Raw genomic sequence first — 23,549 nt, forward strand, 5'->3', positions numbered from 1 at the left:
CGGATGCGTCAGGCCTGCCAGTCCGCGAGCGCGCCCTGGAAATCGCCGACGCCACCGATGGCCCGTGCATCCAAGCCCTTGTCGATGCGCTTCACCAGACCTGCCAGCACCTTGCCGGGGCCGCATTCGGCGATGCGCACCGCGCCGTTCGACGCCAGCACCTGCACGCACTCCGTCCAGCGCACCGGCAAGTACAGCTGGCGCACCAGTGCATCGCGGATCGCGTCGGCGCCCACGTGCACCTGCGCATCCACGTTCTGCACGACGGGCAACGACGGCGCCTGCCATGCCAGGCCTGCCATCACTTCGGCCAAACGGTTGGCGGCTTCGCGCATCAGCGGCGTGTGCGACGGCACGCTGACCGCCAGCTTGACCACCTTGCGGATGCCCCGCTCGGTGAGCATCGCGATAGCGCGATCGACGGCTTCGGTATCGCCACCGATCACGATCTGGCCGGGAGAGTTGTAGTTCGCAGGCACGACGACCTTGCTGTCGGACGCCTGCGTGCAGACTTCCGCGACCATCGCATCCTCGGCGCCGAGCACCGCCGCCATCGCACCGACGCCAGCGGGCGCGGCATCCTGCATCAGTTGACCACGCAGGCGCACGAGGTGCGCGCCGTCCTTCAACGACAGTGCCCCTGCAGCGACCAGTGCGGTGTATTCGCCCAGGCTGTGGCCCGCCAGCTGCGACGGCTGCACGCCACCCTGCTGCTGCCATGCGCGCCAGACGGCGATACCGGCCGCGAGCAACGCGGGTTGCGTGTACTCGGTGCGGTTGAGCATTTCTTCGGGGCCACCCTGCGACAGCGCCCACAGATCGACGCCAGCGCCTTCGGATGCTTCGGCGAACGTCTCGCGCACGACCGGATGCAGTTCCGACAGTTCGGCCAGCATGCCGACCGACTGCGAGCCCTGGCCCGGGAACACGAAAGCGAGTTGCGTGGAAGTCACTCGGACACCCTGCGTGAAATCAGGCGGCGATGATACGGGCGAACCTGCCGGATTGTCTGTACCGGGGCGTATGCGCATGCGTCGCACTGTCGCATGCGCGCTGCATCCATGCGCGCTCGAACGCGCACGACGCTGTCGACCATCGGGACGATCGATCCCCGAAACGAAGAAGGCGATGCTCTGCAGCATCGCCTCCCATTTTTAACCGTGTCGCAGCCGCTTCAATAACGCACCAGCACCGAGCCCCAGGTGAAGCCGCCACCGAACGCCTCCAGCAGCAGCAGCTGTCCACGCTCCACGCGACCCGAGCGGACCGCCGTATCGAGCGCCAGCGGCACCGAGCCGGACGAAGTGTTGCCGTGCTTGTCGACGGTGACGATGACCTGGTCCATCGACATGTCCAACCGCTTGGCGGTGGCTTCGATGATGCGCAAGTTCGCCTGGTGCGGAATCAGCCAGTCCAGGTCGTGCTTGTCCAGGCCGTTGGCGTGGAGCGTTTCGTCGACGACGCTGTCCAGTGCCTTGACGGCGTACTTGAAGACGTCGTTGCCCTTCATCTCGATGCGGATGCCGTTGTTCGGCTCGTCCGCCTTGAATCCGGTGGAGACGCCGACCGGATTCCACAGCAGTTCCTTCTTGCTGCCGTCGGCATGCAGGTGGGTGCTGAGGATGCCGGTCTCGGTGTCGGCCTTGAGCACGGCCGCGCCCGCCCCGTCGCCGAACAGCACGCAGGTGGTGCGCTCGGTCCAGTCGACGATGCGACTGAGGGTTTCGGTCCCGATCACGAGCGCGGTCTTGGCATCGCCGCAGCGGATGAATTTCTCCGCCACGCTGAGCGCATAGATGAAGCCCGAACAGGCCGCATTGACGTCCAGCGCCGCGCAGCCGGCCGCGCCCAGGCGCGCCTGGATCAGGCAGGCGGTGGACGGGAAGATCAGGTCGGGCGTGGTGGTGCCCACCACGATGAGATCGATCTCGGACGCGTCGACGCCGGCGGCCTCGAGTGCGCGGAGCGCGGCCTGGTAACCCAGATCGCCAGCGGTTTCGCCTTCGGCGGCGATGTGGCGTTCGCGGATGCCGGTGCGGGACTGGATCCATTCGTCGCTGGTATCGACCAGCTTCGACAGGTCCTCGTTGGTCAGCACCTTTTCGGGCAGATAGCTGCCCGTTCCGGCGATGCGCGCGTAAATGCGCCCCTTGTTACCCGGCTCGCTCATGCACGCTCCCATTGCCGGCCCGACGACGGGCCCTGGTTGTCATCGATCATGCGGGAAGCGCGCCCTTCGCGAGGGCGCGCCGCACGGATCAATCTTCCTCGACCGCCGAGGTCTTGGTGGCGATGACCTTCTTGCCGCGGTAGTAACCGTCGGCGGTCACGTGGTGGCGCAGGTGGATCTCGCCCGTGGTCGGGTCGGTCGACAGCTGCTTGGCGGTCAGCGCGTCGTGCGAACGACGCTGGCCACGACGGGACGGGGTGACGCGGGATTTCTGCACAGCCATGGGATTGCTCCAGCTCTTCTATCTGTTGGTGAACCTTGCGGTTCGTGTTGCCAGACCGCGTTAGCGGCTAGTTTTTCTTCAGCGAGGCCAGCGCCGCGAACGGACTGGACTTCGCCACTTCTTCTTCGTCCGCGGCCCATTCGCTTTCGACGGCCTCGGACGCGGGGTCCACCGGCACCACCGGTACCGCGAGGACCAGCTCGTCCTCCACCAGGTCGGCGGGGCGAAGCATACCGTCCTCAGGTACCAGCAGGGCCTCGTAGCCCGGCGGCAGCGCGGATTCCTCATCCTCGCTGCGTACCAACCCGAGCCGCTGCTCGACCGTCACCGGCAGTACGAATCGCCGCAGGCTGCGCTGGCATACCAGCGGCAGCTCGGCCTCGATCCGCAGCCCGACGTAAGGCACCCGCAGCGCATCGTGATCGAACTCGATCGCGTAACGTACTTCGCCTTCGGTATCGACAAGAAGGCCCTGCAAGCGCGTCATCGAGGACAACGGCAGGCGACCTTCAAAGCTGCGCCGGGTCGCGACCATGCGCCAAGCATCCAACATCTCGGGCGTATTCGCGGACATAAGCCGCTGAATGTTAAGGATGAAAGACCGAACTGTCAAACAACCTCCGGCGACGAGGATGGCTTGCCCCCGCCCCTGCCGGCGGGCAGACTCCCCCGCCCTGTCCCTGCCGGTGCCCCACCCATGCCGCTGATGCTCGCCTCCACCTCCCGCTACCGGCGTGAATTGCTGGAACGGCTGCGCCTGCCGCTTCACATCGCGCGGCCCGAGGTGGACGAGACCCCCCAGGACGGCGAGTCGGTGCCCGCCATGGCCGCCCGGCTGGCCCATGCCAAGGCCGAGGCCATCGCCCGGCAGCACCCCGGGGCCTGGGTCATCGGCTCCGACCAGGCAGCAGAACTGGATGGGCAGCCCTTGGGCAAGCCCGGCCATCGCGAGGCCGCCCTCGCCCAACTGGCGTCCATGTCGGGCCGGCAGGTGCGCTTCCATACCGCCGTCTGCCTGGTCAGGGACGGCGACGCGCTGCAGGCCCAAGACGTCACCACCGTCCGGTTCCGCACCCTCTCGACCACCGAAATCGAGCGCTACGTCGACGCCGAGCAGCCTTTCGACTGCGCCGGCAGCTTCAAGTCGGAAGGGCTCGGCATCGCCCTGTTCGACGCCATCGAGTCGACGGACCCCACGGCGCTGGTCGGCCTGCCGCTGATCGCCGTGTCCAGGATGCTGCGCGAAGCGGGCTTCGAGCTTCCCTGAGCCGGGGCGTCAGCGTACCTCGACCGGCTGTTCGGCCCAGGTTTCGACGCTGCCGTCGCCGCCGGTCACCCGCAAGCCCAGCCAATGCCGGCCGGCGGGCACGTCTCCGGCATCGACCTCGGCCGTGAACTGGACCCGCGGCATGCGCGGATCGCGCGATGCGTCCTTCAGGAAGCCGCGCAACCACTCGTTGGCGCCCGCGTCGCCGGCCACGGCGACGACCCGGCCATCGAGCAGCACCTCGACCTTCGCCACGCCCACGACGTCCTTCACCGCCCAGCCGCCGACGCTGAAGCGCCTGCCCACGCGGGCACCCGCTTCGGGCACGTCGATGTTGGCGACTACCGGCGTGATGCATTCACCCTGCGCGCGCGCCGCGGGTAGCGCGAACAGGAGGAACCGCCGTGCGCCGTGGTCGATGTTGACCACGCGCGGCGGCGGCAGCGGACCGACGACCCGGCACAACTGCTGGTAGCGCGCCAGAAGTGCACTGAACTTGACGTCGGTCGCGCCGACGACCAGCAGCGTGGGCGCGTCACGCGCGCCGTCATGGTGCAGGCCCCACAACTGGAGCTGTGGCGCGCGCCCATGCTTGCGGTTCAGCGGGTGGTCGAGCACGGGGATGTCAGCGTCATCCAAGGCGAAGCCCAGCTCGGCGCCGGTCTTGAAGTTGTCCGCAAGCAGTACCGTGTCCGCCGGCAAGGTCGCGCGCACCGCCTGCACGCTTTCGGCCAATGCATGCCAGCCAGCGAAGTTCTCCGGGTAGTACTTGCTGCCTGCGATCTGCGTCCTCAGGCCGGGGAGCGAGACGGCCACGTAATAGCCCAGCATCAGCACCGTACCGAGTGCCGCGATGCTCCAGGTCGCGCGCCGGCGCGCCGGCGACCACTCCCGCAGCAGCAGCGGCACCACCACGAGCAACGCGAGATAGCCCGGCAACGGCCAATGGAAGCTGACGCGCTCGTTGTCGGCAAAGAAGCCGAGCGCGAAGAAGCCGAACGTCGACACCGCACCCAGCAGCGCGAAATATCGCCACGCCGTATCGGCGTTGCCATCGCTGCGGATGCCCCGCATGCAGACCACGAGCATGGCCCAGAACAGCAGCGGCGTCGCCATCGCCGCCTGCACCAGCAAGAAGCGGAAACCATCGCCGTGGAAGCTCCAGGGGTGGCGATCCAGCAACTGGAAACGCAGGCCGGCGTCAGCGTACTCCAGGTTCCAGGCCAGCAAAGGCGCCCACGCCAGTACGCCCACCGCCAGCGCAACCCACACGCGCGGGTCACGCAGCACCTTCCTTCCTGCGGGTAGCCAGAGCAATGCGAGTAGCCCCACACCGATCACGCCGATGAATCGGTAGTGGCTGAGCGCCCCCAGCATGAGACCGATCGCCAGTTCGGTGGCGGACATCGCATCGACCTCGCGCAGCAGGCGCGCACCGGCGTCCGCACACAGCACCGTGGCCAGCGCCATCGGCACATCCGGCAGCGCGAGCAGTCCCAGCGTGCCCGACAGCGGCATCAGCACGGTCAGCATCGCCGCCTGCCAGCCTACCGTCACACCGAACCAGTGCGCCGCGCTCCGCGCGACCAGCCATGGCAAGAGTGCCGCCATCAGCAGAAACGGCGCACGCACCGCCACTACATGGTGGCCACCGATGTCGGTGCCGAGCCGCGTCAACCACGCCGTCAATCCCGGCAGGTCGGAGTAGGCAGCGGCAAGATGCCGCCCCTCCTGCCAGTAGAAGGCCTCGTCGACGAACAGCGGCAGGCGGGCGGCGATGACGACCTTGACCATCGTCACGATTGCCCACACCGCCAGGAACCATTGCCGCGCTCTTCGTTCTTCGTCCATCTCGCTACACTGCCCTCTACCCACGATCGGAAACCCAGAGCGCGATGTCCGCCATCCCCAGCAACCGCCCTATGCTATCCGAAGGCCTGGCCGATGCCCTCATGCGTGCCCAGGCGCAGGTCAATTCCCTGGTGCTCGGCAAGTCGCACGAAGTGCGGCTCGCCTTCGTCGCGCTGCTCTCCGACGGCCACCTGTTGATCGAGGATCTGCCCGGCCTCGGCAAGACGACACTGGCGCACGCACTGGCCGCCACGCTGGGGCTAGGCTTCCAGCGCGTGCAGTTCACCTCGGACCTGCTGCCTGCGGACGTGCTGGGCGTGTCGGTGTACGACGCGCAGGCGCGCGCGTTCACCTTCCACCCCGGCCCTGTGTTCACCAACGTCCTGCTCGCGGACGAGATCAACCGCGCACCGCCACGCACGCAGAGCGCGCTGCTCGAAGCGATGGCCGAGCACCAGGTCACGCTGGACGGCGTGACGCACGCGCTGCCTGCGCCGTTCTTCGTGATCGCCACGCAGAATCCGGTCGACCTGTCGGGCACCTACCCGCTACCCGATTCGCAGCTGGATCGCTTTCTGTTGCGGCTGGCACTGGGTTATCCAAGCCCGGAGTCCGAGCGCGAACTGCTGGCCGGCAGCGACCGGCGCACGATGATCGCGCAGGCCATGCCGCTGTTGTCGTCCGACGACGTACTCGCCCTGCGCAGCGCGGTGAACGACGTCCATGCCAGCGATGCGCTGATCGACTACGTGCAGGCGTTGCTGACGCGCAGCCGACAGCATCCCGGCGTGCGCGTCGGCCTGTCGCCGCGCGCCGGCATTGCCCTGCTGCGCGCCGCGCGTGCCTACGCGTTGCTGCTGGGTCGCCACCACGTGCTGCCGGACGACGTGCAGGCGCTGTTCGCCGCCGTCGCCGCGCACCGCCTGGTGCCGGAAGCCGAAGCCGCGTCCGCCGGTGCGCTCGCCAAGGCCATCCTGCACGCGGTACCGGTGGATTGAACATGGCGCCTTCCCTGGCGCGCCGTTTCGCCCGGCTGGCGCGGCCCCGCCGGCCGGAGTCACTCCCGGTCGCGCTCGATCGCAAACGCATCTACGTCCTTCCCACGCGGTTCGGACTGTTCTTCGCCGCACTGGTGTTCACCATGCTGCTGGGCGCGCTGAACTACAACAACAACCCCGCGCTGCTGCTCGCATTGCTGCTGGGCGCGACCGCGCTGGCCAGCCTGATCTTCGCGCACCTGCAGCTGGCGGGCCTGCGTGTCGAGGCGATGTCCGCCGATCCTGTCCCGGTGGGATCACCGTTGCTCCTGCATGTCGCGCTGGCCTCGCGCGATGCGCGCGTACGCCATGGCCTGAGGCTCGATGCAGGTGGAACGCACGCCTTCTCCCTGCTACCGGCCGGCGAAGGCGTCGTGGTCGAGTTGCCGTTGCCGACGCACCAGCGCGGCTGGTACGACCTCGACCGCGTGCGCGTGTCCACCACCCAGCCGCTTGGCATCGCGCGCGCCTGGTCCTGGATATGGCCCGACTCGCCGCTGCTCGTCTATCCCGCGGCGGAAGTCCAGGGACCACCACTTCCGCTGGCGGAGAACGGAGGCACAAAGGCGCGACTCGATCCTGCGGGCGAAGACGTCCACCAGTTGCGCAACTACCGCGCAGGCGATGCGCGCCGTGCCATCGCATGGAAACCCTCCGCACGCCGCAGCCAGTTGCTGGTGCGCGATTACGAACAACCGCTCGGGCGCGATGTCGACCTGGACTGGGCGACGTTGACGACGCTTTCCCATGAGCACCGCATCCAGCGGCTGGCGCACTGGATCGAATCTGCCGAGCGCGAGGGTCTTCGTTACCGCCTGCGGTTGCCGGATCAACCCGCATTGGGGCCGGCCAATGGCCCGGCGCACCGCCACCAGTGCCTCCGCGCCCTCGCCCTGCTCCCGCATGCCACGCCCTGACGTCCCCACGCTCGACAGCCTCAGTCGCCGATGGACATTGACGGCGGCCGCGGTGTGCCTGCTGGCCCTGCTGATCCAGCTGCCGCCGATGCTCGCAACCGGCATAGGCATCACCGGCGTGCTGCTGGCATGGGCGTCCTGGCGGCGTCCGCTGCCGGGGCTGCTGCGTGGCCTGCTCGCCCTGGCGCTGGTCGCGGCGGTGATGTCCGTCACCGGCATGCAGTTCGGTCGCGACACCGGCTGCGCCCTGCTCGCCGGGATGCTGGCGATCAAGCCGACCGAGACCCGCACCCTGCGCGACAACCGCAGCCTGCTCGGTTTCGCATTGTTCGCGCCGTTCGCCGCGTTCCTGCTCGAACAGGGGCCGCTGAGCATGGCGCTCGGCCTTGCCGGCGTGCTGTGTGCACTGGTCGCACTGCACCGCTTGGCCGATGCCGAGGCCACTTCCCTGGCGGGCTCGACGAGACCGCTGCAGCAGGTGCGGGAGATCGGCAAACTGGTCGCCCTCGGTATCCCGCTGGTACTGGCGGCCTTCTGGCTGTTCCCGCGCTTCCCGTCGCCCTTGTGGGGTGTGCCGGAGCGGGCGCTGTCGAAGCCCGGCCTCAGCGACGACATGTCGCCTGGCAGCTATCTCGACCTGATCGCCGACGAAGCGCCGGCACTGCGCGTGCAGTTCTTCGGCGCTACGCCGCCGACCAGTCAGATGTACTGGCGTGGGCCGGTGCTGTCGGATTTCGACGGCCGCACCTGGACGCGCGGCCACCGCCTGACCGGCATGGCAGCCGCCAGCACCACCCGCAACGCGGCAACCTGGGACTACCAGATGGACGTGGAACCCAGCGACCGTCGTGACCTGGTCGCCCTGGATCTGCCTGCGTCGACGCCCGACGGTGTGCGGGTGGCGCGCGACTACAGCATGTCGACCCCGACACCCCTCGTGTCGCTGACGCGCTGGCGACTGCAGTCTTCGGCGCCCGTCCAGTTCGAAGCGGACCTGTTGCCCTCCCTCCGACAGCAAGCCCTGCAGCTGCCCGCTGGCTTCAACCCGCGTACCCGGGCGCTGGGCGCACAGTGGCGCAGGGAGGCCGGCGACAACGATGCCGCCATCGTGGCGCGCGCCCTACAATGGATCCGCTCCGACTTCGCCTACACGCTGGATACGCCGTTCCCGGGGCGCGACACCGTCGACGAGTTCCTGTTCGACCAGCAGCAGGGATTCTGCGAGCACTTCAGTTCGTCCTTCGTCTTCCTGATGCGCTCTTCGGGCGTTCCCGCCCGCGTGGTCACCGGTTATGCCGGCGGGCAATACAACCCGCTCGGCAAGTACTGGATCGTCCGCAATCTGGATGCGCACGCCTGGGCGGAGGTATGGATGCCGCAACGAGGCTGGGTACGCGTGGACCCGACGGCGGCGGTGGCGCCGGAACGCATCTACGACACGATCGAGGATCGTCTCGGCGCGGCGGGTGCCGTAGGCGCCGTCGCCAACCTGATCGGTGTCGACAACCTGGGCCAGGTCGGGGACTGGCTGCGTCGTGGCTGGAACGACCTCGTGCTGGGCTTCGATGCGCGGCGTCAGGCACGCCTGCTGGAGCGCTTCGGTGCGAAACATCTGGGGGGCGGCGCGTTGACGGCGCTGTTCGGCATCTTCGCCATCGCCGCGCTGGCGTGGATGGCCTGGCTGCTCGCGCGGGGTGAGCGCCAGCGCGACCCGTTGCTGCGCGCTTGGCACCGGCTCGGCGCGCGGTATGCACGGCTCGGGCTTGGCCGGTTGCCGCATGAAAGCCCCGCCGACTGGGCACGCCGTGCCGCTGCCGGACGACCGCGGGCCGCCCAGGCACTGCTTTCGCTCAGCCACCGTTTCGCCGATGCGCGCTACGCTCCGGGTGAGGGAGACCACCGCGCACTGATCGAAGACCTGCGCCGGCACCGCCCATAACCCGCTGGAGACTGGCCATGAACCTTCGCTTCGCCGTCGTCGTCGCAACCGCCGCGCTGCTTTCCGCCTGCGCCACGGCACCCAAGCCACTGCAGGGCGCCTTTACCCAGGTCAATCCGCGCGATTCGATCGGCGCACCGCAGGTGGGTGCCCCCGTCCGCTGGGGTGGCCGCATCATCAGCACCACGCCCGGCCAGAACTCGACCTGCTTCCAGCTCGTCTCGCGGCCCCTCGCCGGTACCGGCCGACCGTTGTCGTACGCACCCGACGCCACCGACGGCCGCTTCGTCGCCTGCCGGGCCGGCTTCTATGATCCGGCCGTGTTCGCCGAGGGTCGCGAGGTGACGTTCGTCGGCAAGATTGAGGGCTATGAAAGCACCCGCATTGGCGACTACGACTACCAGTTGCCGCGTGTCGCCGCCGACGTGGTCTACCTTTGGCCGGAAGTGCGTGAAGTCGAAGTCGTCCGCCCCTACCCGTACTACGACCCCTTCTGGGGGCCGCGCTGGGGTCGTTGGGGCTGGTGGTGAATCCATCGCCATGAAAGAAAAAAGCCGCTCGATGAGCGGCTTTTTTTTGCCCGGACGACACTCAACCCGGCGTGCCGAAGCGTCCGAGCGAGGCGCCAGCGAGAAGATGCAGATGGATGTGGAACACGGTCTGCCCACCGTCCTCCCGGCAGTTCATGACGATGCGGTAGCCGTCTTGCGCGAATCCTTCGTCGCGCGCGTAGTGCGCCGCCGCCAGTGCCAGCTTGCCGATCAGGTGCGCCTGCTCCGGGCGCACGTCGTCCAGCGTGGGGATCGCCTCGTTCTTGGGAATGAAGAGCACATGTAAGGGCGCCTGCGGGGCGATGTCCTTGAAACCGAGGACGTCGTCGTCCTCGTAGACGATGGTGGCCGGAATCTCGCGGCGGATGATCCTGGCGAAAATGGTGTCGGTCATGGCGGCGCGCGTCCTCGTGCTCGTACGGTCAGGTCATTTCGCTGCGGCCGCCGAAGGCATGCGCCAGCGTGCCGCGGTCCACGTATTCCAGCTCGCCACCCAGCGGTACGCCGTGCGCCAGGCGGCTGGGGCGCACGCCCTGCTGCCGCGCCAGCTGCGCCAGGTAATGCGCGGTGGCCTCACCTTCGACGGTCGGGTTGGTGGCGATGATCAGTTCGGTGACTTCGCCCTGGGCGAGACGCGCCGACAAGGCATCCAGTCCGAGCTCACGCGGCCCGATGCCATCCAGCGGCGACAACCGGCCGTGCAGGACGAAATAGACGCCGCGGTAACCGGTGGCCTGCTCGATCGCGAGACGGTCCGAGGGCGACTCCACGATGCACAGCTGGTGCCGGTCTCGGCTGGCGCTCGCGCACAGCGTGCAGATCGCCCCTTCGGTGAAATCACGACACTGCTCGCAGTGGCCGATGTGATCCAACGCCTCGGCCATCACGCCGGACAGACGCCTGCCGCCCTCCCGCTCGCGGTCGAGCAGGTGGTAGGCCATGCGCTGCGCGGTCTTCTGCCCGACGCCGGGCAGCACGCGCAACGCTTCGATGAGCTGTTCGAGCAGCGGACTGGACATGTCGTCTCAGGACGAAGGCGGATGGACCGCCGTCACCCGATCCGGAATGCGCTCAGAACGGCATCTTCATGCCGGGCGGCAGCGGCATCCCGGCCGTGGCGGCACCCATCCGCGACTTCGATTCCGCGTCCACCTTGTTGGAGGCATCGTTGAACGCGGCGGCAATCAGGTCTTCCAGCATTTCCGCATCCGACAGCAGCGAAGGATCGATGCGGACCTTGCGGCATTCCTTGGCGCCGGTCAGCGTCACGCTGACCATGCCGCCGCCGGCGTTGCCGGTGACTTCGAGCTTGGCGAGTTCTTCCTGGGCGCGCTGCAGGTTCTCCTGCATCTTCTGCGCCTGCTGCATCAGTTGGGCGATGTTTCCACGCATGTCGTGATCACTCTTCGTAAGGTCGGATGGAGTCCGGCACAAGCCTGGCGCCATGTTGCTGCATCAGCTGCCGCACGTCCGGATGGTTCATGAAGGTTTCTTCGGCGACGTTCTGGCGTTCGTCGCGCTGCCGGTGGCTGCGCTCCTTCAACGTTTCGCCAGTGGGCGCGGCTGCGGCGAAAGCCAGCCGCGGCGCCACGCCGTAGCGGCTGGCAATGGCCTCGCCAAGCTCGCCCAGCGTGCGCTCCGAGCGCAGGTAGTCGAAACCGCTGTCCAGCGCCAGCGTCAACGTTCCGTTCGCGTAACCGGCGAAGGCGACGTTGTCGACCAGTTGCTTGCCGACGCCCTTGAGCCCGCAGCTACCGGCGAAGTGCAGCCAGGTCTCCGCGTCGGTGATGCCGATGTCGACAGGCATCGTCGACGCGACGGGTGTTGCAGCGGCGACGGGGGCCACGGCAGCGACAGGTGCCGCTTCTGCCGGGCGCCACGGCGGCACATCATCGACCGCCGGCGCCACGGGACGCGAGGGTGCAGGCAATTCCTCTCGGGCCATCTGCTGGGGTGGCATCACCGTTTGCGGTGCGGAAGCCGCCTGCATCTGCGGCACGGCCGGACTGGCGGATGCGGCAGGCGTCGCGACCGGGGATGCCACTACCGATGACCCACGTGCTTCGCCCCGCATCTCGCCAGCCTGTGCCGGCCGGAACGCCAGCATGCGCAGCACGCTCATCTCGAATCCCGCGCGACCGCTCGGCGCCAGGTGCAGGTCGCGACGGCCGTTGATCGCCATCTGGTACCAGAGCTGGACGACTTCGGGCCGCAGCTGGCCGGCAAAGGCCTCCACATCGACGCCCTCCGCCTCCACGCTCGCCGACGGCACCAGCTGTCGCACCTGGATGCGATGCAGCGCTTCCGCCACGGCATCCAGCACACCGGCCCAGTCGGGCGAGAACTCCGCCAGCCGTGCGACCACCTGCAACAGTTCGTCGCCATCGCCCTGCGCCAGCGCGCCGAGCATGGCGTTGACCTGGGTGCGATCCACCGTGCCCAGCATGGTACGCACGCCCTCGTCGCGCAGCGCGCCGCCGGCGTAGGCGATGGCCTGGTCGAGCAGCGACAGGCCATCGCGCAGCGAACCGTCGGCCGCGCGTGCGAGCTGGGCGATGGCGGGCGCGTCGGCTTCGATCGCTTCCGCGCCCAGGATCTTCGTCATCTGGCCGCGGATCTGCTCCTCGTCCAGGCGCTTGAGATTGAACTGCAGGCAGCGCGACAGCACGGTGACCGGCAGCTTCTGCGGATCGGTGGTCGCGAGCAGGAACTTCACGTGTTCCGGCGGTTCTTCCAGCGTCTTCAGCAGCGCGTTGAACGCGGCTTTCGACAGCATGTGCACTTCGTCGATCAGATAGACCTTGAACTTGCCGCGCGACGGCATGTACTGCGCGTTCTCGATCACCTCGCGCACGTCGTCCACGCCGGTGTTCGACGCGGCGTCGATCTCCAGCAGGTCGATGTAGCGGCCGGCATCGATGTCGAGGCAGGCCGGGCACTGGCCGCAAGGGTCGGCGCTGGTGCCCTTCTCGCAGTTCAGCGACTTGGCGAAGATGCGGGCGATCGTGGTCTTGCCCACGCCGCGCGTGCCGGTGAAGAGGAAGGCATGATGGACGCGGCCGCTGTCCAGCGCGTTGGTCAGCGCGCGGACCACGTGTTCCTGGCCCACCAGCTCGGCGAAACGCTTGGGACGCCACTTGCGGGCGAGGACGAGGTAGGACATGCCGACATTGTGCCACGCTCCGCCCGTCCTCCCTCCGCCCCACGGCCTATGCACGGCCTCGCTTGTGGCGGCACCCCTGCGAAGGCTAGAATTCACGCCCCTGAAAGCGGCCCCGGTCGCGTTCAGGTCCCGGAGAGGTGTCCGAGTGGTTGAAGGAGCACGCCTGGAAAGTGTGTAAGCGTCTAAACCGCGCTTCGGGGGTTCGAATCCCCCTCTCTCCGCCAGTTTACGGGCCGCGCGCAGCGCGGCCCTCGTCTATGGTGGCCCCGTCGGCCCCTCGCGACGCTAGGTCGAAAATCCCGCCAGGGCCGGAAGGCAGCAACGGTATCGATCGACGCGGGCGCCGAGGTCAGCCGGCGGGGCTACCGCCTTTTCAGGCACAGGCTATTCACTACCCCCTGCCGTTGCGACGGCATCATCGCCATTGCGACGGGGGCATCGCGGGGCGCGGCAGCAACGGTATCGATCGACGCGGGCGCCGAGGTCAGCCGGCGGGGCTACCGCCTTTTCAGGCATTCAAAACACAAGCGATTCGCTCTCCCTTGCCGTTGCGACGGCATCGTTGCCGCACCACGGCACTATCGCGGGGCGCGGCGGGCTACCGCCTTCTCGGAACCGTCATTCGGCGACGATACCGAGCGCGTCCGGCTCCCGACCGGTGACCCAGTAGTCGATGACCTGCCAGTGCTGCGTGTCGATCACGGCGATACGGTCGCCGCCACTGATGGCCACATAGGCGCGCGGTCGGTCGGCCGCGACCACCACGCCGATCGGCAGCGCGGCATTGCCCAGCATCGTCTGCTGGTACTCCACGTCGTCACGCGATAGCGGCACGGTCGCCACCGGCACCTTGGTGCGTGCGTTGAACACCGCCAGCGTCGCGGCACGTGCATTGGTCACGAAGGCAAGCGTGCCGTCCGCCGAAAACACCACGCGGATCGGGAACCCCTTGCTGCTCATGCGGCGCTTGATCGCCAACGTGCGCGGATCGTGCACGGTGACCGTACCGTCCTCGCGGTTCGTGACCCAGACTTCGGCCCCATCCGGGCGCACCGCCACGCCTTCGGCGCCCTTGCCTGCCGGCCGCTCCACCGTCTTCATGCCGGTCTGCAGGTCGATACGGCTCAGCGTGCCGGCCTGGATCTTGGTGAGCCAGGCGACCTTGCCATCCGCCGACACGGCGACCATGTGGCCAGTGCCGCCACCCACGTCGATCACGCGTTCGATCTCACCGGACGCTACATTCACGAGCAGCAGGCTCGCGGAGGCTTCCGTCGTCACCAGCACGCGCTGGCCGTCGGGCAGGAAGCGCAGGCCATGCGGCGCACCATGCTGACCGAGGTCGATGGAACGCGTCGGTCGGCCACCGACCAGGTCCAGCACCGACAGTGTGCTGCCGGTCTTGGCCCCGCCGTAGTTCGTCACTACCGCCGAGCGGCCATCCGGCGCAACGGCGATTTCGTGCGGCGCCTCGCCGGTACGGAATTCGCCGACCCGGCGACCATCGCGCAACGACAGGCGCCACACCGTATCCGCGGACTTGTTGCCGACCAGCAGCTCCGCCGCTTCGACCGATGACAACGGCAGGGCCGTCACCATTGCCGCGAACAACGCCGCCCGCCACGTGATCATGCTTCCTCCGCCATCGGATGCAGCCAGTCCGCGTCGCCTTCGCGATAGTGTTCGCGCTTCCAGATCGGCACGCGGCGTTTCGTTTCATCGATGATGTAACGGCACGCGTCGAACGCCGCGCCACGGTGCGCCGCACTCACGCCGACCCAGACCGCCAGGTCGCCGATGGCCAGCGTCCCCACGCGATGCGCGCAGCAGGCTTCGATCACGTCGAAGCGCGCCTTGGCTTCGGCGATGACGCGTTCGCCCTCGCGTTCGGCCAGTGTCGCGTACGCCTCGTAATCGAGACCGTCCACCGCGCGTCCCGCATGGTGGTCGCGGACCCAGCCCTCGAAACTGGCGTAGCCACCGGCGCGCCGATCGAGCACCTGCGCGCGCAGCGACGCAATGTCCAGCGGCAGGTCGGACAACAGGAAGCCGGCCATGCTCAGCCTCCGCTCACGGGGGGGATGAAGGCGATCTCGCTGCCTGCTTTCGGCACATCGTCCCAGCGCGCGAACTCGCCATCCATCGCCACCCGAAGATGTCCGCGCGGCCAGGAGAATCCATGTCGCGCCTGCGCCTCGTCGTAGACGCCCGCCAGGTCCGCCGCCGCCGTGGACACCGTTTCGCTGTCGACACCTGCGCGCTCGCGCAGGCTGGCGAAGTACAGCAGCGTGACGTCCGCCATCAGACCTGCCCCACGTCGCGCTTGCCGCCTCGCTTGCCGACCAGTTTGGCCGGCCCCAGCACGATGGCATGCGACAGCGCCTTGCACATGTCGTAGACCGTGAGTGCGGCGACGGTGGCGCCGGTCAGCGCCTCCATTTCCACGCCCGTGCGGTGCGTGGTGCGCACCTGGCAGTCGATGCGCAACGCCGTATCGCCATCCCATTCGACGTTCAGGCGGCAGCCGTCGATCGGCAACGGGTGGCAGAACGGGATCAGCTCGTGCGTACGCTTGACCGCCATCGTGCCCGCGATGATGGCGGTGTCCACGATGCCGCCCTTCGCGCTGCGCAATCCATTCCGTTTCAGCTGGCGCGCGACCTCTGCCGGGAAGCGCACGCGGCAGGTAGCCAGCGCTTCGCGCGGCGTCGCCGTCTTGCCGGATATGTCGACCATGGCCGGTCGGCCGTCGGCATCCAGATGGGTCAGGGTGTTGCGGGGCATGCGGATCCTGGGGGGATTCAACCGCCGATAAGATACATCTCGACACGCCGGCGGTCCCGTACATCCGGGGTGCCGCGCAGTTCGCTGTAGCGATCGCCGCGTGCGCGCCACGCCCGGGCGACATGCCCGGCCAGGGCTTCCTCGCCCTGCGCGATGACATCGCGCAGGGCGACGCCATCCGAGGCGAACAGGCAGGTGAACAGGCGGCCATCGGCCGAGACGCGTGCCCGGTGGCAGTCGCCGCAGAACGGCGTGCTGACCGAACTGACGAAGCCGATCTCGCCACCGCCATCGTCGAAGCCGTAGCGCTCGGCGACTTCGCCCCGGTAGTCCGCCTGCAACGGATGCAGCGGCCAGCGCGCGGCGATGCGGTCGCGCAATGCCGACGACGGGACCATCCGGTCCAGCCGCCAGTCGTTGCTGTCGCCCACGTCCATGAATTCGATGAAGCGCACGACATGACCGGTGCCGCGGAAGCGTTCGACCAGCGGCAGCACCTGGTCTTCGTTGACGCCCCGCTGCACGACGGCATTGATCTTCAGCCGCGAAAAGCCGGCGGTCACAGCAGCATCGATGCCTGCCAGCACATCACCCACCTGGCCACGCCGTCCCGACATCTCGGCGAACACCTGCGGATCCAGCGCATCCAGGCTCACGGTGACGCGACGCAGGCCTGCGTCATGCAATGCCCGCGCCTGCTGCGCCAACAACATGCCATTGGTGGTCAGGGCGATGTCGTCCAGGCCCGGGATGGCTGCCAGCCTGCCGACCAGCGCCGGCAGTCGCTTGCGCAGCAACGGCTCGCCACCGGTCAGGCGCAGCTTGCGCGTGCCTAGATGGACGAACGCACGCACCAGCGTTTCGATTTCATCGAAGGACAGCCGCTGGGACGCGTCGGTACCGTAGTCCTCCGGGACACGATCTGCAGGCATGCAATAACCGCAGCGGAAATTGCAGGCATCGATGACCGACAGGCGCAGGTCGTGCAGCGGACGCCCCAGCAGGTCATGCGGCAGCGGAAGCGGGCTCACGGCAGCGCAGTCGGCAACGGCTCAGCCAGCGGAAGTCCCTCGCCCGCGGTCGCGACGCGATGGCCGCGTGCGCGCAGGGCCTCGGCATCCGCCACGCTGGCGTAGTGGTAGAGCACGCAACGGGCCAACAGGGCCGCCGGATACTCGCGTTCCAGGTCATCGATGCCGCTGTGCGAGGGATTGCCGTGCAGCGCGCAATCGTGCGCGATCACCTCGCCGGCATCGGCGTGGCGCGCGAGCATCTCGGGAATCGGTCGCGTATCGCCGGTCCACACCGCACTGCCGCGCAGGCGCAGGCCGAACGCCGTGTCCGGCCAGTGGTGGCGTACCGGGAAGACCTCCAGCCGCTGCCCGTCGTGCCAGAACGCATCGCCCACCGGGATCAGCTGGAAGGCATCCCAGAAGTTCGCGCCGCCCTCGGCCAACACGTTCGGATAGCTGGCGATGCGCTGGTGCAGGAACGGCACCAGCGGCGCTGGCACGTACAGGCGGACCTTGCCGCGCCGCGCCTCGTCGAAGTAGCTCGCCACGAACAGGCGCTCCATGCCGGCGACGTGGTCCAGATGCACGTGGGTGATGAAGACCGCATTCGGCATGCCGTCGTAACGGGCCTGGTAGGCGGTCAGCCCCTCCCCGCCGCAGTCGATCGTCAGCCATGGCGCGCCGTCACGCTCCAGCGTCGCCATCGCCGAGCCCAGCTCGACCGCGCCGGCATTGCCCACGCCCAGGAAACGCAGCGTCCAACCCATCTCAGTAGCCTCGCGACCAGGCGTGGTCGTAGGCGCGGCGGAGCTGGGCGAAGTCATGCCCTACCGCATCCTCGCTGCGCGTGCCGCGCAGCTTGATCAGGGAGCGCCGCAGCCGCGCCAGGTTCTGTTCGCGCCAGGCCGTGGCGGGAATGCGCAGGCGGCCGCGGTCGAAGTCGATCAGCCAGCCGTGTCCGCTGGCGTCGAAGAGGATGTTCTGTGCATTGAGGTCCGCGTGGTCCAGGCCAGCCCGGTGGAAGCGCGCCACCAGCCGGCCGGTGCTCTCCCACGGCGCATGTCCTTCGGCGTGACCGGAGATGTCGGCGAGGGTACGCACGTCCATCAGCCGCTCCACCAGGATCGAAGCGCGATAGAACATGCCGTCGCGCACGTAGCTGGCCGCCACCGGACGCGGTACCGGCAGCCCGCGCGCCAGCAGCGCGCGCGTCAGGCGGAATTCGGCGAAGCTGCGGGTCCGGTCCGGACCGTGCCACAGGTAGCGGTCCTGGCTGAAGCGCGCCGCCAGTCCGCCGCGCCGGTAGTGGCGCAACACGCACTGGCTGGACGGCGCGTCGATGAACCAGGCGCTGCCGCGGCCGCCGCTGTCGACCGGCCGGGCGCGTTCGCCCCACTTCTCCGGCACGAACCAGTCCGGATCCGCTTGCCGGAGGTGTTTGCGGTCGAACAGAATCGCACCGTATCCGCTGCCTTCGCGGAACGGCGTCAGGGATTCCGAGGCGTCAAATCCGACCATTCAGCGAGTCTAACAACACTTGTCCACGATTCCCCACTCACTCTGCCTGCTGCGCCTGTCCGCCCTCGGCGACGTGACCCATGTCGTGCCGCTCGTGCGCACGCTGCAGCGGCACTGGCCTCAGCTGCACCTGCACTGGGTGATCGACAAGGGCGGTTTCAAACTGCTCGAAGGACTGCAGGGCGTGACCTTCCACACCTACGACAAGAAGACGGGGCTGGCCGGCATGCGTGCGTTGCGCCGGGATCTGCCGGACCGCTTCGACGCGCTGCTGCAGATGCAGGTGGCCCTGCGCGCGAACCTGCTGTCGGCCTTCATCCCCGCGCGGCGCCGGATCGGCTACGACCGCAGCCGTTCGAAGGACCTGCACGGGCTGGTTATCAACGAACGCATCCCCGACCGTCCGGGCATCCATGTGCTGGACGCGATGGGCAGCTTCTGCGAACCGCTGGGACTGAAGCAGACCGAGATCGTATGGGACCTGCCGGTGCCCGCCGACGCGCACGCGTGGGCCGCCGCGCAATGGCCTGCCGACGCGACGCGGACGCTGGTGATTTCGCCCTGCTCCAGCCATGTGCGCCGTAACTGGTTCGCCGACCGCTATGCCGCCGTCGCCGACCATGCGGCAGCGCAGGGGTGGCGCGTGGTGCTGTGTGGCGGGCGCAGCGAACTGGAGCGCCAGACCGCGGACGCCATCATCGCCGCCATGCACGCACCGGTGCTGGACCTGGTCGGCAAGGACACGCTGAAGCAATTGCCCGCCCTCTTGGCGCGTGCCGACCTGGTGATGACGCCCGATTCCGGTCCCATGCACATCGCCAATGCCATGGGCACCGCGGTGCTGGGCCTGCATGCGGCCAGCAATCCACGCCGCAGCGGCCCCTATTCCACGGTGCGCTACTGCGTGGACCGCTACGACGACGCCGCGCGCCGCTACAAGGGCCGGCCGGCCGCGGAGCTGAAGTGGGGCACCAAGATCGAGCACGACGGCGTGATGGAACTGGTCACCGTGGACGACGGCATCGCCGCCTTCGAGCGCTTCCGCGACGACGTCGCGGACTGAGCGCGGCTCGTCAGGGCGTGCCGGCGACCCGGTAGTCCTGGTACGACTTCTCTTCCACGTAGGCGGAGCCCAGCGCGAGGTTGATCGCCTTCTTGATGCGGGCGCGTTCGTCGTTCTCGAAGTAGACGCTGCGGGCCAGGCGGACGAAATCGTCGTCGAACGCCTGCGCCTTCTCCTTCAGGCGCACGTCGTCCTCGATCACCCACAGCCGCTCGTTGACCGCCTTCAGCTGGGCACGCAGCTCAACGATGTCGTTGCCCGCCACCGGATGGGCCATCCAGGTTTTTTCCAGCGCGGTGAGCTCGTCCCGCACGTGCGCCAGCTTGGCGGGGTCGCTCATGCGCTCGGACTTGATCTGCAGGATGGCGATCTTGTCCAGCAGCTCACCGAAGGACACGGGCACGAGGATCTCGGACATGGGGGGCTCCGGCGAAAGAAGGCCATTCTAGCGCCGCCGCAGCGGGCATCCCCGAGGAAGGCGGCCCAGAAAAGCAGAAGCCCCCTTGCGGGGGCTTGCCTGAAACTGGCGGAGAGGGAGGGATTCGAACCCTCGATACGCTATTAACGTATGCCTGATTTCGAGTCAGGTACATTCAACCACTCTGCCACCTCTCCGGTGGCCCCGGGCTTCCCCGGGGGCGTGCATGATACGTGGCGGACCGCATCCGGACAAGCGCGGCGCGCCCGCAGGCCGTTCACCGCATCACCTGCCCTCCACGTCGATGAACCCCGATTGGCTCCATCGGGACCATCTACCTTGTCCGATGTCCTGTCCGACCGGATCATTGCGTATGAGCGGATAGGAAAACGCCGTCCGCACAGACAGGGCACCATGATCGAATTCGGCCACATCTCCCACGTCGGCCTCAGGCGCGAGCTGAACGAGGACACCTACTACGGCGACAGCGAGCTGGGCCTGTGGCTGGTGGCCGATGGCATGGGCGGGCACGCCTGCGGCGAAGTGGCGAGCGCCCTGGCGCGCGAAACCATCGTGCGCGAGATCCGCGACGGCACGCCGCTCGCCCAGGCGATCCGCATCGCCGACGAGGAAATCATCCGCACCTCCCGTCGCCGCAACGACACCCTGCCCATGGGCACCACGGTCGTGGCCGCCCGTATCCAGGGCAACCGCTTCGAGGTCGCCTGGGTCGGCGACAGCCGCGCCTACCTGTGGCGCGAGGGCAACCTGGCCCAGCTGAGCCAGGACCACAGCTATGTGCAGGAACTGATCGCCCAGGGCGCATTGACCACCGAGCAGGCACGCACCCACCCGCACCGCAATGTCGTCACCCAGGCGCTGGGCGTCACCGATCCCAACCACCTCAACGTCGAAACCATGACCGGCGAGCTCCGTCCCGGCATGCAGCTGTTGCTTTGCAGCGACGGCCTGACCGAAGAAGTGGACGATCCCAGCATCGCCGCCACGCTGAAGCACGACGACTGCAGTGCGCAGGAATGCGTGGACACGCTGATCGCGGCGGCGCTGGATGGGGGCGGTTCGGACAACGTCACCGCCATCCTGGTGCGCTGTCACTGAGTCGCAGGAGGGCCGGTCAGCCGGCCTCGAGCACTGGCGGGTCCCACAGGCAGCGGCCACCCGCTTTTTTCCGCAGGGTCGCCAGGCGGGCTTCGTGCGCCGCCAGTTCGTCCGCCGACGCCGTGACCCGCGGGCGGGCGCCCGCGACAGCGGGGTCGAAGTGATGGACCACCGCCGCCGACGCGCCCGGCGCGGCTTCCTCCGCGCCACCGAAGCCGATTTCACGCTGGCCGGCGGTCAGGTTGAGGTAGACGTCGCATAGCAACTGGGCATCGAGCAGCGCGCCGTGCAGCTGGCGGTGGGTGTTGTCCACGCCCAATCGCTTGCACAGCGCATCCAGCGAATTGCGCTGACCGGGGAAGCGCTGTCGCGCCAGCAGCAGCGAATCCTCGACCGTGACCCGGTCGGCCAGCCGGCCGTACTGCTCCCCGAGTCGCGACAGTTCGTAGTCGAGGAAACCCACGTCGAAAGCGGCGTTGTGGATCACCAGTTCGGCGCCGTCGATGAAAGCCAGGAACTCGTCGGCGATCGCCGCGAACAGCGGCTTGTCGGACAGGAACTCCAGGCTGAGACCGGTCACTTCCGCCGCACCCTGCTCGAATTCGCGCTGCGGATTGATGTACTGGTGGTAGGTCCGGCCGGTCGGACGGCGCTCCAGCAGCTCCACGCAGCCGATTTCGACGACGCGGTTGCCCTTCTTCCACTCCAGCCCGGTGGTTTCGGTGTCGAGGATGATCTGGCGCATCAGGCAGCGGCTTCCTTGGGGAGATGCAGGTGGAACAGGTCCACCGCATGTTCGATCGCGGGGAGAACGATCATTCTGTCGAATTCGAATCCCAGTTTCTGCAACAGGCCAATCGAGGCGACGTTATCGGGATTGACGATGGCGTGCAGGCGGTCGATGCAGAGCCGGCTGCCGGCATCGGCGATCACCGCCCGCGCCGCCTCGAGTGCGAAGCCCTGCCCCGCATGCGCTGGCAACAATGCGTACCCCAGGTCGGGGCCGTCCAACCCGTCACGGCGGACCAGCCCGCAGTTGCCGATCAGCGCACCGGTATCCTTGCGCCGGATCGCATACATCCCGAAGCCATGTTGCGCGTAACTGCGCAGTGCGCCGTCGCGCAGGTAGCCGCGCGCCTGCTCCAGCGTGCGGACGCCGCGGTCGGCGATGTTACGTATGAAGGCGGGATCGTTCAGCAGCGAGAGCATCAGCGCCACATCGGCATCATCGCGATCGGCCATCGCGTGCAGCCGCAGGCGGGACGTCTCGGCGATGAGCTGGCCAGGCGCTATCGCCACCGTCACGTCACCGCTCCGTTGCGGAAACGCACGGCCGCGTTGCGCGCCAGCACGTCGACACGCTCGTTGTCCGGATCGCCGTTGTGGCCTTTGACCCACTTCCAGTCGATCCGGTGGCGCCCGGTCGCGGTGTGCAGCCGCTCCCACAGGTCCCGATTCTTCACCGGGTCGCCGCCGGCGGTTTTCCAGCCGCGTCGCACCCAGCCCGGCATCCACTCGGTAATGCCCTGCCGGACGTACTGCGAGTCGATATGGAGGGTGATCTCACAGCCTTCGGTCAGCACTTCCAGCGCCGCGATGGCCGCCATCAGCTCCATGCGGTTGTTGGTGGTCTGCGCTTCGCCACCGACGACCTCGCGCTCCTTTTCACCGTAGCGCAGGAGCGCCGCCCAGCCGCCGGGGCCGGGATTGCCTAGGCAGGAGCCATCGGTATGGATGCTGACGTGCTTCATGTGTCCTCGTGATCGAAAGTCAGGCCGCGGGCGCGGTGCGCCACGCGCGCGCCACCGGCGCGGGGGGAATGAGGCCGGCGACGCGCTTCTCGGCGCCCAGCAGGCGTGCGGCACGGAAAGGCGCCGGTCCGTGGCCGGGCGCATCCGCGATGCCCTTCCAGACCGGCCCGTAATGCAGGACGTGCTCCGAGACGACCAGGCCGGCGGCCGCCAGTTGCAGGCGCCACTGGTCCAGTGCGCGCGGTACCAGCCCTGCCCCGCGCCAGCGCAGGCGGTAGGGGCTCCAGGGATTCAGCACGAACAGCCACAGGCGGCCACCAGGCTCGAGCACACGGGAGCACTCCTGCAGCAAGGGTTGCGGATCGCCGGCATCCAGCACGTGCTGGAGCACGATCACTCCCATGGCTTCGGTCGGCAGCGGCAGCGGCAGACCGCACTCGATGTGTCCCCCCAGACGATGCGAACCCGCCGTCGCGTGCAGCCGGACGCCGCGAGTGGCCGGGGCATGCGCGGCGTGGGCGGGGTCCGCTCCCGCCGGAGACACCCACAACCAGGGCTGTGGGGTCCGACTGGTGAGGGCCTGGCTGACCCGGGCATATTCCGACGCGAGCAGCGGTCCGCCATGGCCCGTCCCGAACCACGCCAGGGCATCGGGTTGACGGGTAAACGCGAACGCAGGCATGTTCGGATTGTAGAGGACGCCGC

The 23,549-nt window shown here is 68.2% G+C and carries 28 protein-coding genes, 2 tRNA genes and 1 other RNA gene; 9 read left to right on the forward strand and 22 right to left on the reverse strand.

Annotated elements, in window-relative coordinates; all coding sequences use genetic code 11:
* Positions 1 to 8: 8 nt before the first annotated feature.
* The 4 genes from fabD to IB230_RS09575 form a co-directional block, all read right to left on the reverse strand.
* Positions 9 to 953 (reverse strand): ACP S-malonyltransferase, encoded by a 945-nt coding sequence (fabD, locus tag IB230_RS09560; RefSeq protein WP_192271602.1) that lies wholly within the window; start codon positions 951 to 953, stop codon positions 9 to 11.
* Positions 954 to 1,174: 221 nt separating this feature from the next.
* On the reverse strand, positions 1,175 to 2,170 hold the full coding sequence (locus IB230_RS09565) for a beta-ketoacyl-ACP synthase III (RefSeq protein ID WP_192271604.1): 996 nt from the start codon (positions 2,168 to 2,170) through the stop codon (positions 1,175 to 1,177).
* An 88-nt stretch (positions 2,171 to 2,258) separates the two neighbouring features.
* Complete coding sequence (gene rpmF, locus IB230_RS09570) at positions 2,259 to 2,453, reverse strand: 50S ribosomal protein L32 (protein WP_162336389.1); 195 nt, start codon at positions 2,451 to 2,453, stop codon at positions 2,259 to 2,261.
* Between the two features lie 67 nt (positions 2,454 to 2,520).
* Entirely contained in the window at positions 2,521 to 3,027 is a 507-nt protein-coding gene (locus tag IB230_RS09575) for a YceD family protein (RefSeq protein WP_192271606.1), read from the reverse strand.
* A 123-nt stretch (positions 3,028 to 3,150) separates the two neighbouring features.
* On the opposite strand from IB230_RS09575, the gene IB230_RS09580 reads away from it, so the two are divergent.
* Positions 3,151 to 3,720 (forward strand): Maf family nucleotide pyrophosphatase, encoded by a 570-nt coding sequence (locus tag IB230_RS09580; RefSeq protein WP_192271608.1) that lies wholly within the window; start codon positions 3,151 to 3,153, stop codon positions 3,718 to 3,720.
* A 9-nt stretch (positions 3,721 to 3,729) separates the two neighbouring features.
* Here IB230_RS09580 and IB230_RS09585 read toward each other — a convergent pair whose 3' ends face one another.
* Positions 3,730 to 5,571 (reverse strand): glycosyltransferase family 39 protein, encoded by a 1,842-nt coding sequence (locus IB230_RS09585; protein WP_192271610.1) that lies wholly within the window; start codon positions 5,569 to 5,571, stop codon positions 3,730 to 3,732.
* A 44-nt stretch (positions 5,572 to 5,615) separates the two neighbouring features.
* Here IB230_RS09585 and IB230_RS09590 point away from each other — a divergent pair, with 44 nt between their 5' ends.
* The 4 genes from IB230_RS09590 to IB230_RS09605 are packed head-to-tail and all read left to right on the forward strand — an operon-like array spanning position 5,616 to position 9,994.
* A complete protein-coding gene (locus IB230_RS09590; RefSeq protein ID WP_225589478.1) occupies positions 5,616 to 6,569 on the forward strand; it encodes an AAA family ATPase in 954 nt (317 codons plus the stop codon).
* A gap of 2 nt (positions 6,570 to 6,571) precedes the next feature.
* Positions 6,572 to 7,525 carry a DUF58 domain-containing protein gene (locus IB230_RS09595; RefSeq protein ID WP_192271612.1) on the forward strand — a complete coding sequence of 318 codons (954 nt, stop codon included), beginning with the start codon at positions 6,572 to 6,574 and terminating at the stop codon, positions 7,523 to 7,525.
* Positions 7,512 to 9,464 carry a DUF3488 and transglutaminase-like domain-containing protein gene (locus tag IB230_RS09600; protein ID WP_192271614.1) on the forward strand — a complete coding sequence of 651 codons (1,953 nt, stop codon included), beginning with the start codon at positions 7,512 to 7,514 and terminating at the stop codon, positions 9,462 to 9,464. Before IB230_RS09595 ends, IB230_RS09600 begins: the two co-directional genes overlap by 14 nt.
* Positions 9,465 to 9,481: 17 nt before the next feature.
* Entirely contained in the window at positions 9,482 to 9,994 is a 513-nt protein-coding gene (locus IB230_RS09605; RefSeq protein ID WP_192271616.1) for a Slp family lipoprotein, read from the forward strand.
* Positions 9,995 to 10,055: 61 nt separating this feature from the next.
* Here IB230_RS09605 and IB230_RS09610 read toward each other — a convergent pair whose 3' ends face one another.
* From IB230_RS09610 to dnaX, 4 genes are read right to left on the reverse strand one after another with little or no spacing between them, the layout of a single operon-like run.
* A complete protein-coding gene (locus IB230_RS09610; RefSeq protein WP_192271617.1) occupies positions 10,056 to 10,409 on the reverse strand; it encodes a histidine triad nucleotide-binding protein in 354 nt (117 codons plus the stop codon).
* 28 nt (positions 10,410 to 10,437) lie between these two features.
* Positions 10,438 to 11,034: a recombination mediator RecR gene (gene recR / locus IB230_RS09615; RefSeq protein ID WP_192271619.1), complete on the reverse strand. Its 597-nt coding sequence runs from the start codon at positions 11,032 to 11,034 to the stop codon at positions 10,438 to 10,440.
* Between the two features lie 52 nt (positions 11,035 to 11,086).
* Positions 11,087 to 11,407 (reverse strand): YbaB/EbfC family nucleoid-associated protein, encoded by a 321-nt coding sequence (locus IB230_RS09620; protein ID WP_062358613.1) that lies wholly within the window; start codon positions 11,405 to 11,407, stop codon positions 11,087 to 11,089.
* Positions 11,408 to 11,414: 7 nt separating this feature from the next.
* Positions 11,415 to 13,178 (reverse strand): DNA polymerase III subunit gamma/tau, encoded by a 1,764-nt coding sequence (gene dnaX, locus IB230_RS09625; RefSeq protein WP_192271621.1) that lies wholly within the window; start codon positions 13,176 to 13,178, stop codon positions 11,415 to 11,417.
* A gap of 131 nt (positions 13,179 to 13,309) precedes the next feature.
* Here dnaX and IB230_RS09630 point away from each other — a divergent pair.
* Both IB230_RS09630 and ffs read left to right on the forward strand, forming a co-directional pair.
* Positions 13,310 to 13,402: transfer RNA gene (locus tag IB230_RS09630), tRNA-Ser, on the forward strand.
* A gap of 42 nt (positions 13,403 to 13,444) precedes the next feature.
* Positions 13,445 to 13,541, forward strand: an RNA gene (gene ffs / locus IB230_RS09635) — signal recognition particle sRNA small type.
* A gap of 255 nt (positions 13,542 to 13,796) precedes the next feature.
* On the opposite strand, the gene IB230_RS09640 is transcribed toward ffs, so the two are convergent.
* The 7 genes from IB230_RS09640 to IB230_RS09670 are packed head-to-tail and all read right to left on the reverse strand — an operon-like array spanning position 13,797 to position 18,493.
* Positions 13,797 to 14,810: a YncE family protein gene (locus IB230_RS09640; RefSeq protein WP_192271623.1), complete on the reverse strand. Its 1,014-nt coding sequence runs from the start codon at positions 14,808 to 14,810 to the stop codon at positions 13,797 to 13,799.
* Positions 14,807 to 15,235, reverse strand: coding sequence for a molybdenum cofactor biosynthesis protein MoaE (locus IB230_RS09645; RefSeq protein WP_192271625.1), 429 nt, complete (start codon positions 15,233 to 15,235; stop codon positions 14,807 to 14,809). Before IB230_RS09645 ends, IB230_RS09640 begins: the two co-directional genes overlap by 4 nt.
* A gap of 2 nt (positions 15,236 to 15,237) precedes the next feature.
* Entirely contained in the window at positions 15,238 to 15,483 is a 246-nt protein-coding gene (locus IB230_RS09650) for a MoaD/ThiS family protein (protein WP_192273884.1), read from the reverse strand.
* Complete coding sequence (gene moaC, locus IB230_RS09655; protein WP_192271627.1) at positions 15,480 to 15,962, reverse strand: cyclic pyranopterin monophosphate synthase MoaC; 483 nt, start codon at positions 15,960 to 15,962, stop codon at positions 15,480 to 15,482. The genes IB230_RS09650 and moaC overlap by 4 nt, the downstream gene beginning before the upstream one ends.
* A 17-nt stretch (positions 15,963 to 15,979) precedes the next feature.
* On the reverse strand, positions 15,980 to 16,993 hold the full coding sequence (gene moaA / locus IB230_RS09660; RefSeq protein ID WP_192271629.1) for a GTP 3',8-cyclase MoaA: 1,014 nt from the start codon (positions 16,991 to 16,993) through the stop codon (positions 15,980 to 15,982).
* Positions 16,990 to 17,742 (reverse strand): MBL fold metallo-hydrolase, encoded by a 753-nt coding sequence (locus tag IB230_RS09665; RefSeq protein WP_192271631.1) that lies wholly within the window; start codon positions 17,740 to 17,742, stop codon positions 16,990 to 16,992. The genes moaA and IB230_RS09665 overlap by 4 nt, the downstream gene beginning before the upstream one ends.
* A gap of 1 nt (position 17,743) precedes the next feature.
* Positions 17,744 to 18,493 (reverse strand): 3-deoxy-D-manno-octulosonic acid kinase, encoded by a 750-nt coding sequence (locus IB230_RS09670; RefSeq protein WP_192271633.1) that lies wholly within the window; start codon positions 18,491 to 18,493, stop codon positions 17,744 to 17,746.
* Between the two features lie 19 nt (positions 18,494 to 18,512).
* Here IB230_RS09670 and IB230_RS09675 point away from each other — a divergent pair, with 19 nt between their 5' ends.
* The gene (locus IB230_RS09675; RefSeq protein ID WP_192271635.1) at positions 18,513 to 19,556 is read left to right on the forward strand and encodes a glycosyltransferase family 9 protein; all 1,044 of its coding nucleotides are present in this window, start codon (positions 18,513 to 18,515) and stop codon (positions 19,554 to 19,556) included.
* A gap of 10 nt (positions 19,557 to 19,566) precedes the next feature.
* Here the strand turns inward: IB230_RS09675 and IB230_RS09680 are convergent, their stop codons facing one another.
* The gene (locus IB230_RS09680; protein WP_192271637.1) at positions 19,567 to 19,974 is read right to left on the reverse strand and encodes a DUF6165 family protein; all 408 of its coding nucleotides are present in this window, start codon (positions 19,972 to 19,974) and stop codon (positions 19,567 to 19,569) included.
* Positions 19,975 to 20,080: 106 nt separating this feature from the next.
* Positions 20,081 to 20,171, reverse strand: a tRNA-Ser gene (locus IB230_RS09685).
* A gap of 217 nt (positions 20,172 to 20,388) precedes the next feature.
* Between IB230_RS09685 and IB230_RS09690 the strand changes: the two genes are divergently transcribed.
* The gene (locus IB230_RS09690; protein WP_192271639.1) at positions 20,389 to 21,093 is read left to right on the forward strand and encodes a PP2C family serine/threonine-protein phosphatase; all 705 of its coding nucleotides are present in this window, start codon (positions 20,389 to 20,391) and stop codon (positions 21,091 to 21,093) included.
* Positions 21,094 to 21,109: 16 nt separating this feature from the next.
* Here the strand turns inward: IB230_RS09690 and dnaQ are convergent, their stop codons facing one another.
* The 4 genes from dnaQ to IB230_RS09710 are packed head-to-tail and all read right to left on the reverse strand — an operon-like array spanning position 21,110 to position 23,526.
* On the reverse strand, positions 21,110 to 21,838 hold the full coding sequence (gene dnaQ, locus IB230_RS09695) for a DNA polymerase III subunit epsilon (protein WP_192271641.1): 729 nt from the start codon (positions 21,836 to 21,838) through the stop codon (positions 21,110 to 21,112).
* Positions 21,838 to 22,350, reverse strand: coding sequence for a GNAT family N-acetyltransferase (locus IB230_RS09700; RefSeq protein ID WP_225589549.1), 513 nt, complete (start codon positions 22,348 to 22,350; stop codon positions 21,838 to 21,840). Before IB230_RS09700 ends, dnaQ begins: the two co-directional genes overlap by 1 nt.
* A gap of 44 nt (positions 22,351 to 22,394) precedes the next feature.
* Positions 22,395 to 22,844: a ribonuclease HI gene (gene rnhA / locus IB230_RS09705; RefSeq protein ID WP_192271643.1), complete on the reverse strand. Its 450-nt coding sequence runs from the start codon at positions 22,842 to 22,844 to the stop codon at positions 22,395 to 22,397.
* Between the two features lie 19 nt (positions 22,845 to 22,863).
* A complete protein-coding gene (locus IB230_RS09710; protein WP_192271646.1) occupies positions 22,864 to 23,526 on the reverse strand; it encodes a methyltransferase domain-containing protein in 663 nt (220 codons plus the stop codon).
* Between the last annotated feature and the right edge of the window lie 23 nt (positions 23,527 to 23,549).

This window comes from Pseudoxanthomonas sp. PXM01 (genome assembly GCF_014851815.1).
Taxonomy (GTDB): domain Bacteria; phylum Pseudomonadota; class Gammaproteobacteria; order Xanthomonadales; family Xanthomonadaceae; genus Pseudoxanthomonas_A.

Excerpts from the sequence above, each read along its gene's own strand:
- IB230_RS09585 (WP_192271610.1), bottom strand. The coding sequence starts at position 5,571 with ATGGACGAAGAACGAAGAGCGCGGCAATGGTTCCTGGCGGTGTGGGCA.
- rpmF (WP_162336389.1), bottom strand. The coding sequence starts at position 2,453 with ATGGCTGTGCAGAAATCCCGCGTCACCCCGTCCCGTCGTGGCCAGCGT.
- IB230_RS09620 (WP_062358613.1), bottom strand. The coding sequence starts at position 11,407 with ATGCGTGGAAACATCGCCCAACTGATGCAGCAGGCGCAGAAGATGCAG.
- dnaQ (WP_192271641.1), bottom strand. The coding sequence starts at position 21,838 with ATGCGCCAGATCATCCTCGACACCGAAACCACCGGGCTGGAGTGGAAG.
- IB230_RS09640 (WP_192271623.1), bottom strand. The coding sequence starts at position 14,810 with ATGATCACGTGGCGGGCGGCGTTGTTCGCGGCAATGGTGACGGCCCTG.
- IB230_RS09600 (WP_192271614.1), top strand. The coding sequence starts at position 7,512 with ATGCCACGCCCTGACGTCCCCACGCTCGACAGCCTCAGTCGCCGATGG.
- IB230_RS09610 (WP_192271617.1), bottom strand. The coding sequence starts at position 10,409 with ATGACCGACACCATTTTCGCCAGGATCATCCGCCGCGAGATTCCGGCC.
- IB230_RS09665 (WP_192271631.1), bottom strand. The coding sequence starts at position 17,742 with ATGGGTTGGACGCTGCGTTTCCTGGGCGTGGGCAATGCCGGCGCGGTC.
- dnaX (WP_192271621.1), bottom strand. The coding sequence starts at position 13,178 with ATGTCCTACCTCGTCCTCGCCCGCAAGTGGCGTCCCAAGCGTTTCGCC.
- IB230_RS09645 (WP_192271625.1), bottom strand. The coding sequence starts at position 15,235 with ATGGCCGGCTTCCTGTTGTCCGACCTGCCGCTGGACATTGCGTCGCTG.
- IB230_RS09575 (WP_192271606.1), bottom strand. The coding sequence starts at position 3,027 with ATGTCCGCGAATACGCCCGAGATGTTGGATGCTTGGCGCATGGTCGCG.
- IB230_RS09670 (WP_192271633.1), bottom strand. The coding sequence starts at position 18,493 with ATGGTCGGATTTGACGCCTCGGAATCCCTGACGCCGTTCCGCGAAGGC.
- IB230_RS09590 (WP_225589478.1), top strand. The coding sequence starts at position 5,616 with ATGTCCGCCATCCCCAGCAACCGCCCTATGCTATCCGAAGGCCTGGCC.
- IB230_RS09680 (WP_192271637.1), bottom strand. The coding sequence starts at position 19,974 with ATGTCCGAGATCCTCGTGCCCGTGTCCTTCGGTGAGCTGCTGGACAAG.
- IB230_RS09565 (WP_192271604.1), bottom strand. The coding sequence starts at position 2,170 with ATGAGCGAGCCGGGTAACAAGGGGCGCATTTACGCGCGCATCGCCGGA.
- moaC (WP_192271627.1), bottom strand. The coding sequence starts at position 15,962 with ATGCCCCGCAACACCCTGACCCATCTGGATGCCGACGGCCGACCGGCC.
- IB230_RS09710 (WP_192271646.1), bottom strand. The coding sequence starts at position 23,526 with ATGCCTGCGTTCGCGTTTACCCGTCAACCCGATGCCCTGGCGTGGTTC.
- IB230_RS09580 (WP_192271608.1), top strand. The coding sequence starts at position 3,151 with ATGCCGCTGATGCTCGCCTCCACCTCCCGCTACCGGCGTGAATTGCTG.
- IB230_RS09690 (WP_192271639.1), top strand. The coding sequence starts at position 20,389 with ATGATCGAATTCGGCCACATCTCCCACGTCGGCCTCAGGCGCGAGCTG.
- IB230_RS09605 (WP_192271616.1), top strand. The coding sequence starts at position 9,482 with ATGAACCTTCGCTTCGCCGTCGTCGTCGCAACCGCCGCGCTGCTTTCC.
- rnhA (WP_192271643.1), bottom strand. The coding sequence starts at position 22,844 with ATGAAGCACGTCAGCATCCATACCGATGGCTCCTGCCTAGGCAATCCC.
- IB230_RS09595 (WP_192271612.1), top strand. The coding sequence starts at position 6,572 with ATGGCGCCTTCCCTGGCGCGCCGTTTCGCCCGGCTGGCGCGGCCCCGC.
- recR (WP_192271619.1), bottom strand. The coding sequence starts at position 11,034 with ATGTCCAGTCCGCTGCTCGAACAGCTCATCGAAGCGTTGCGCGTGCTG.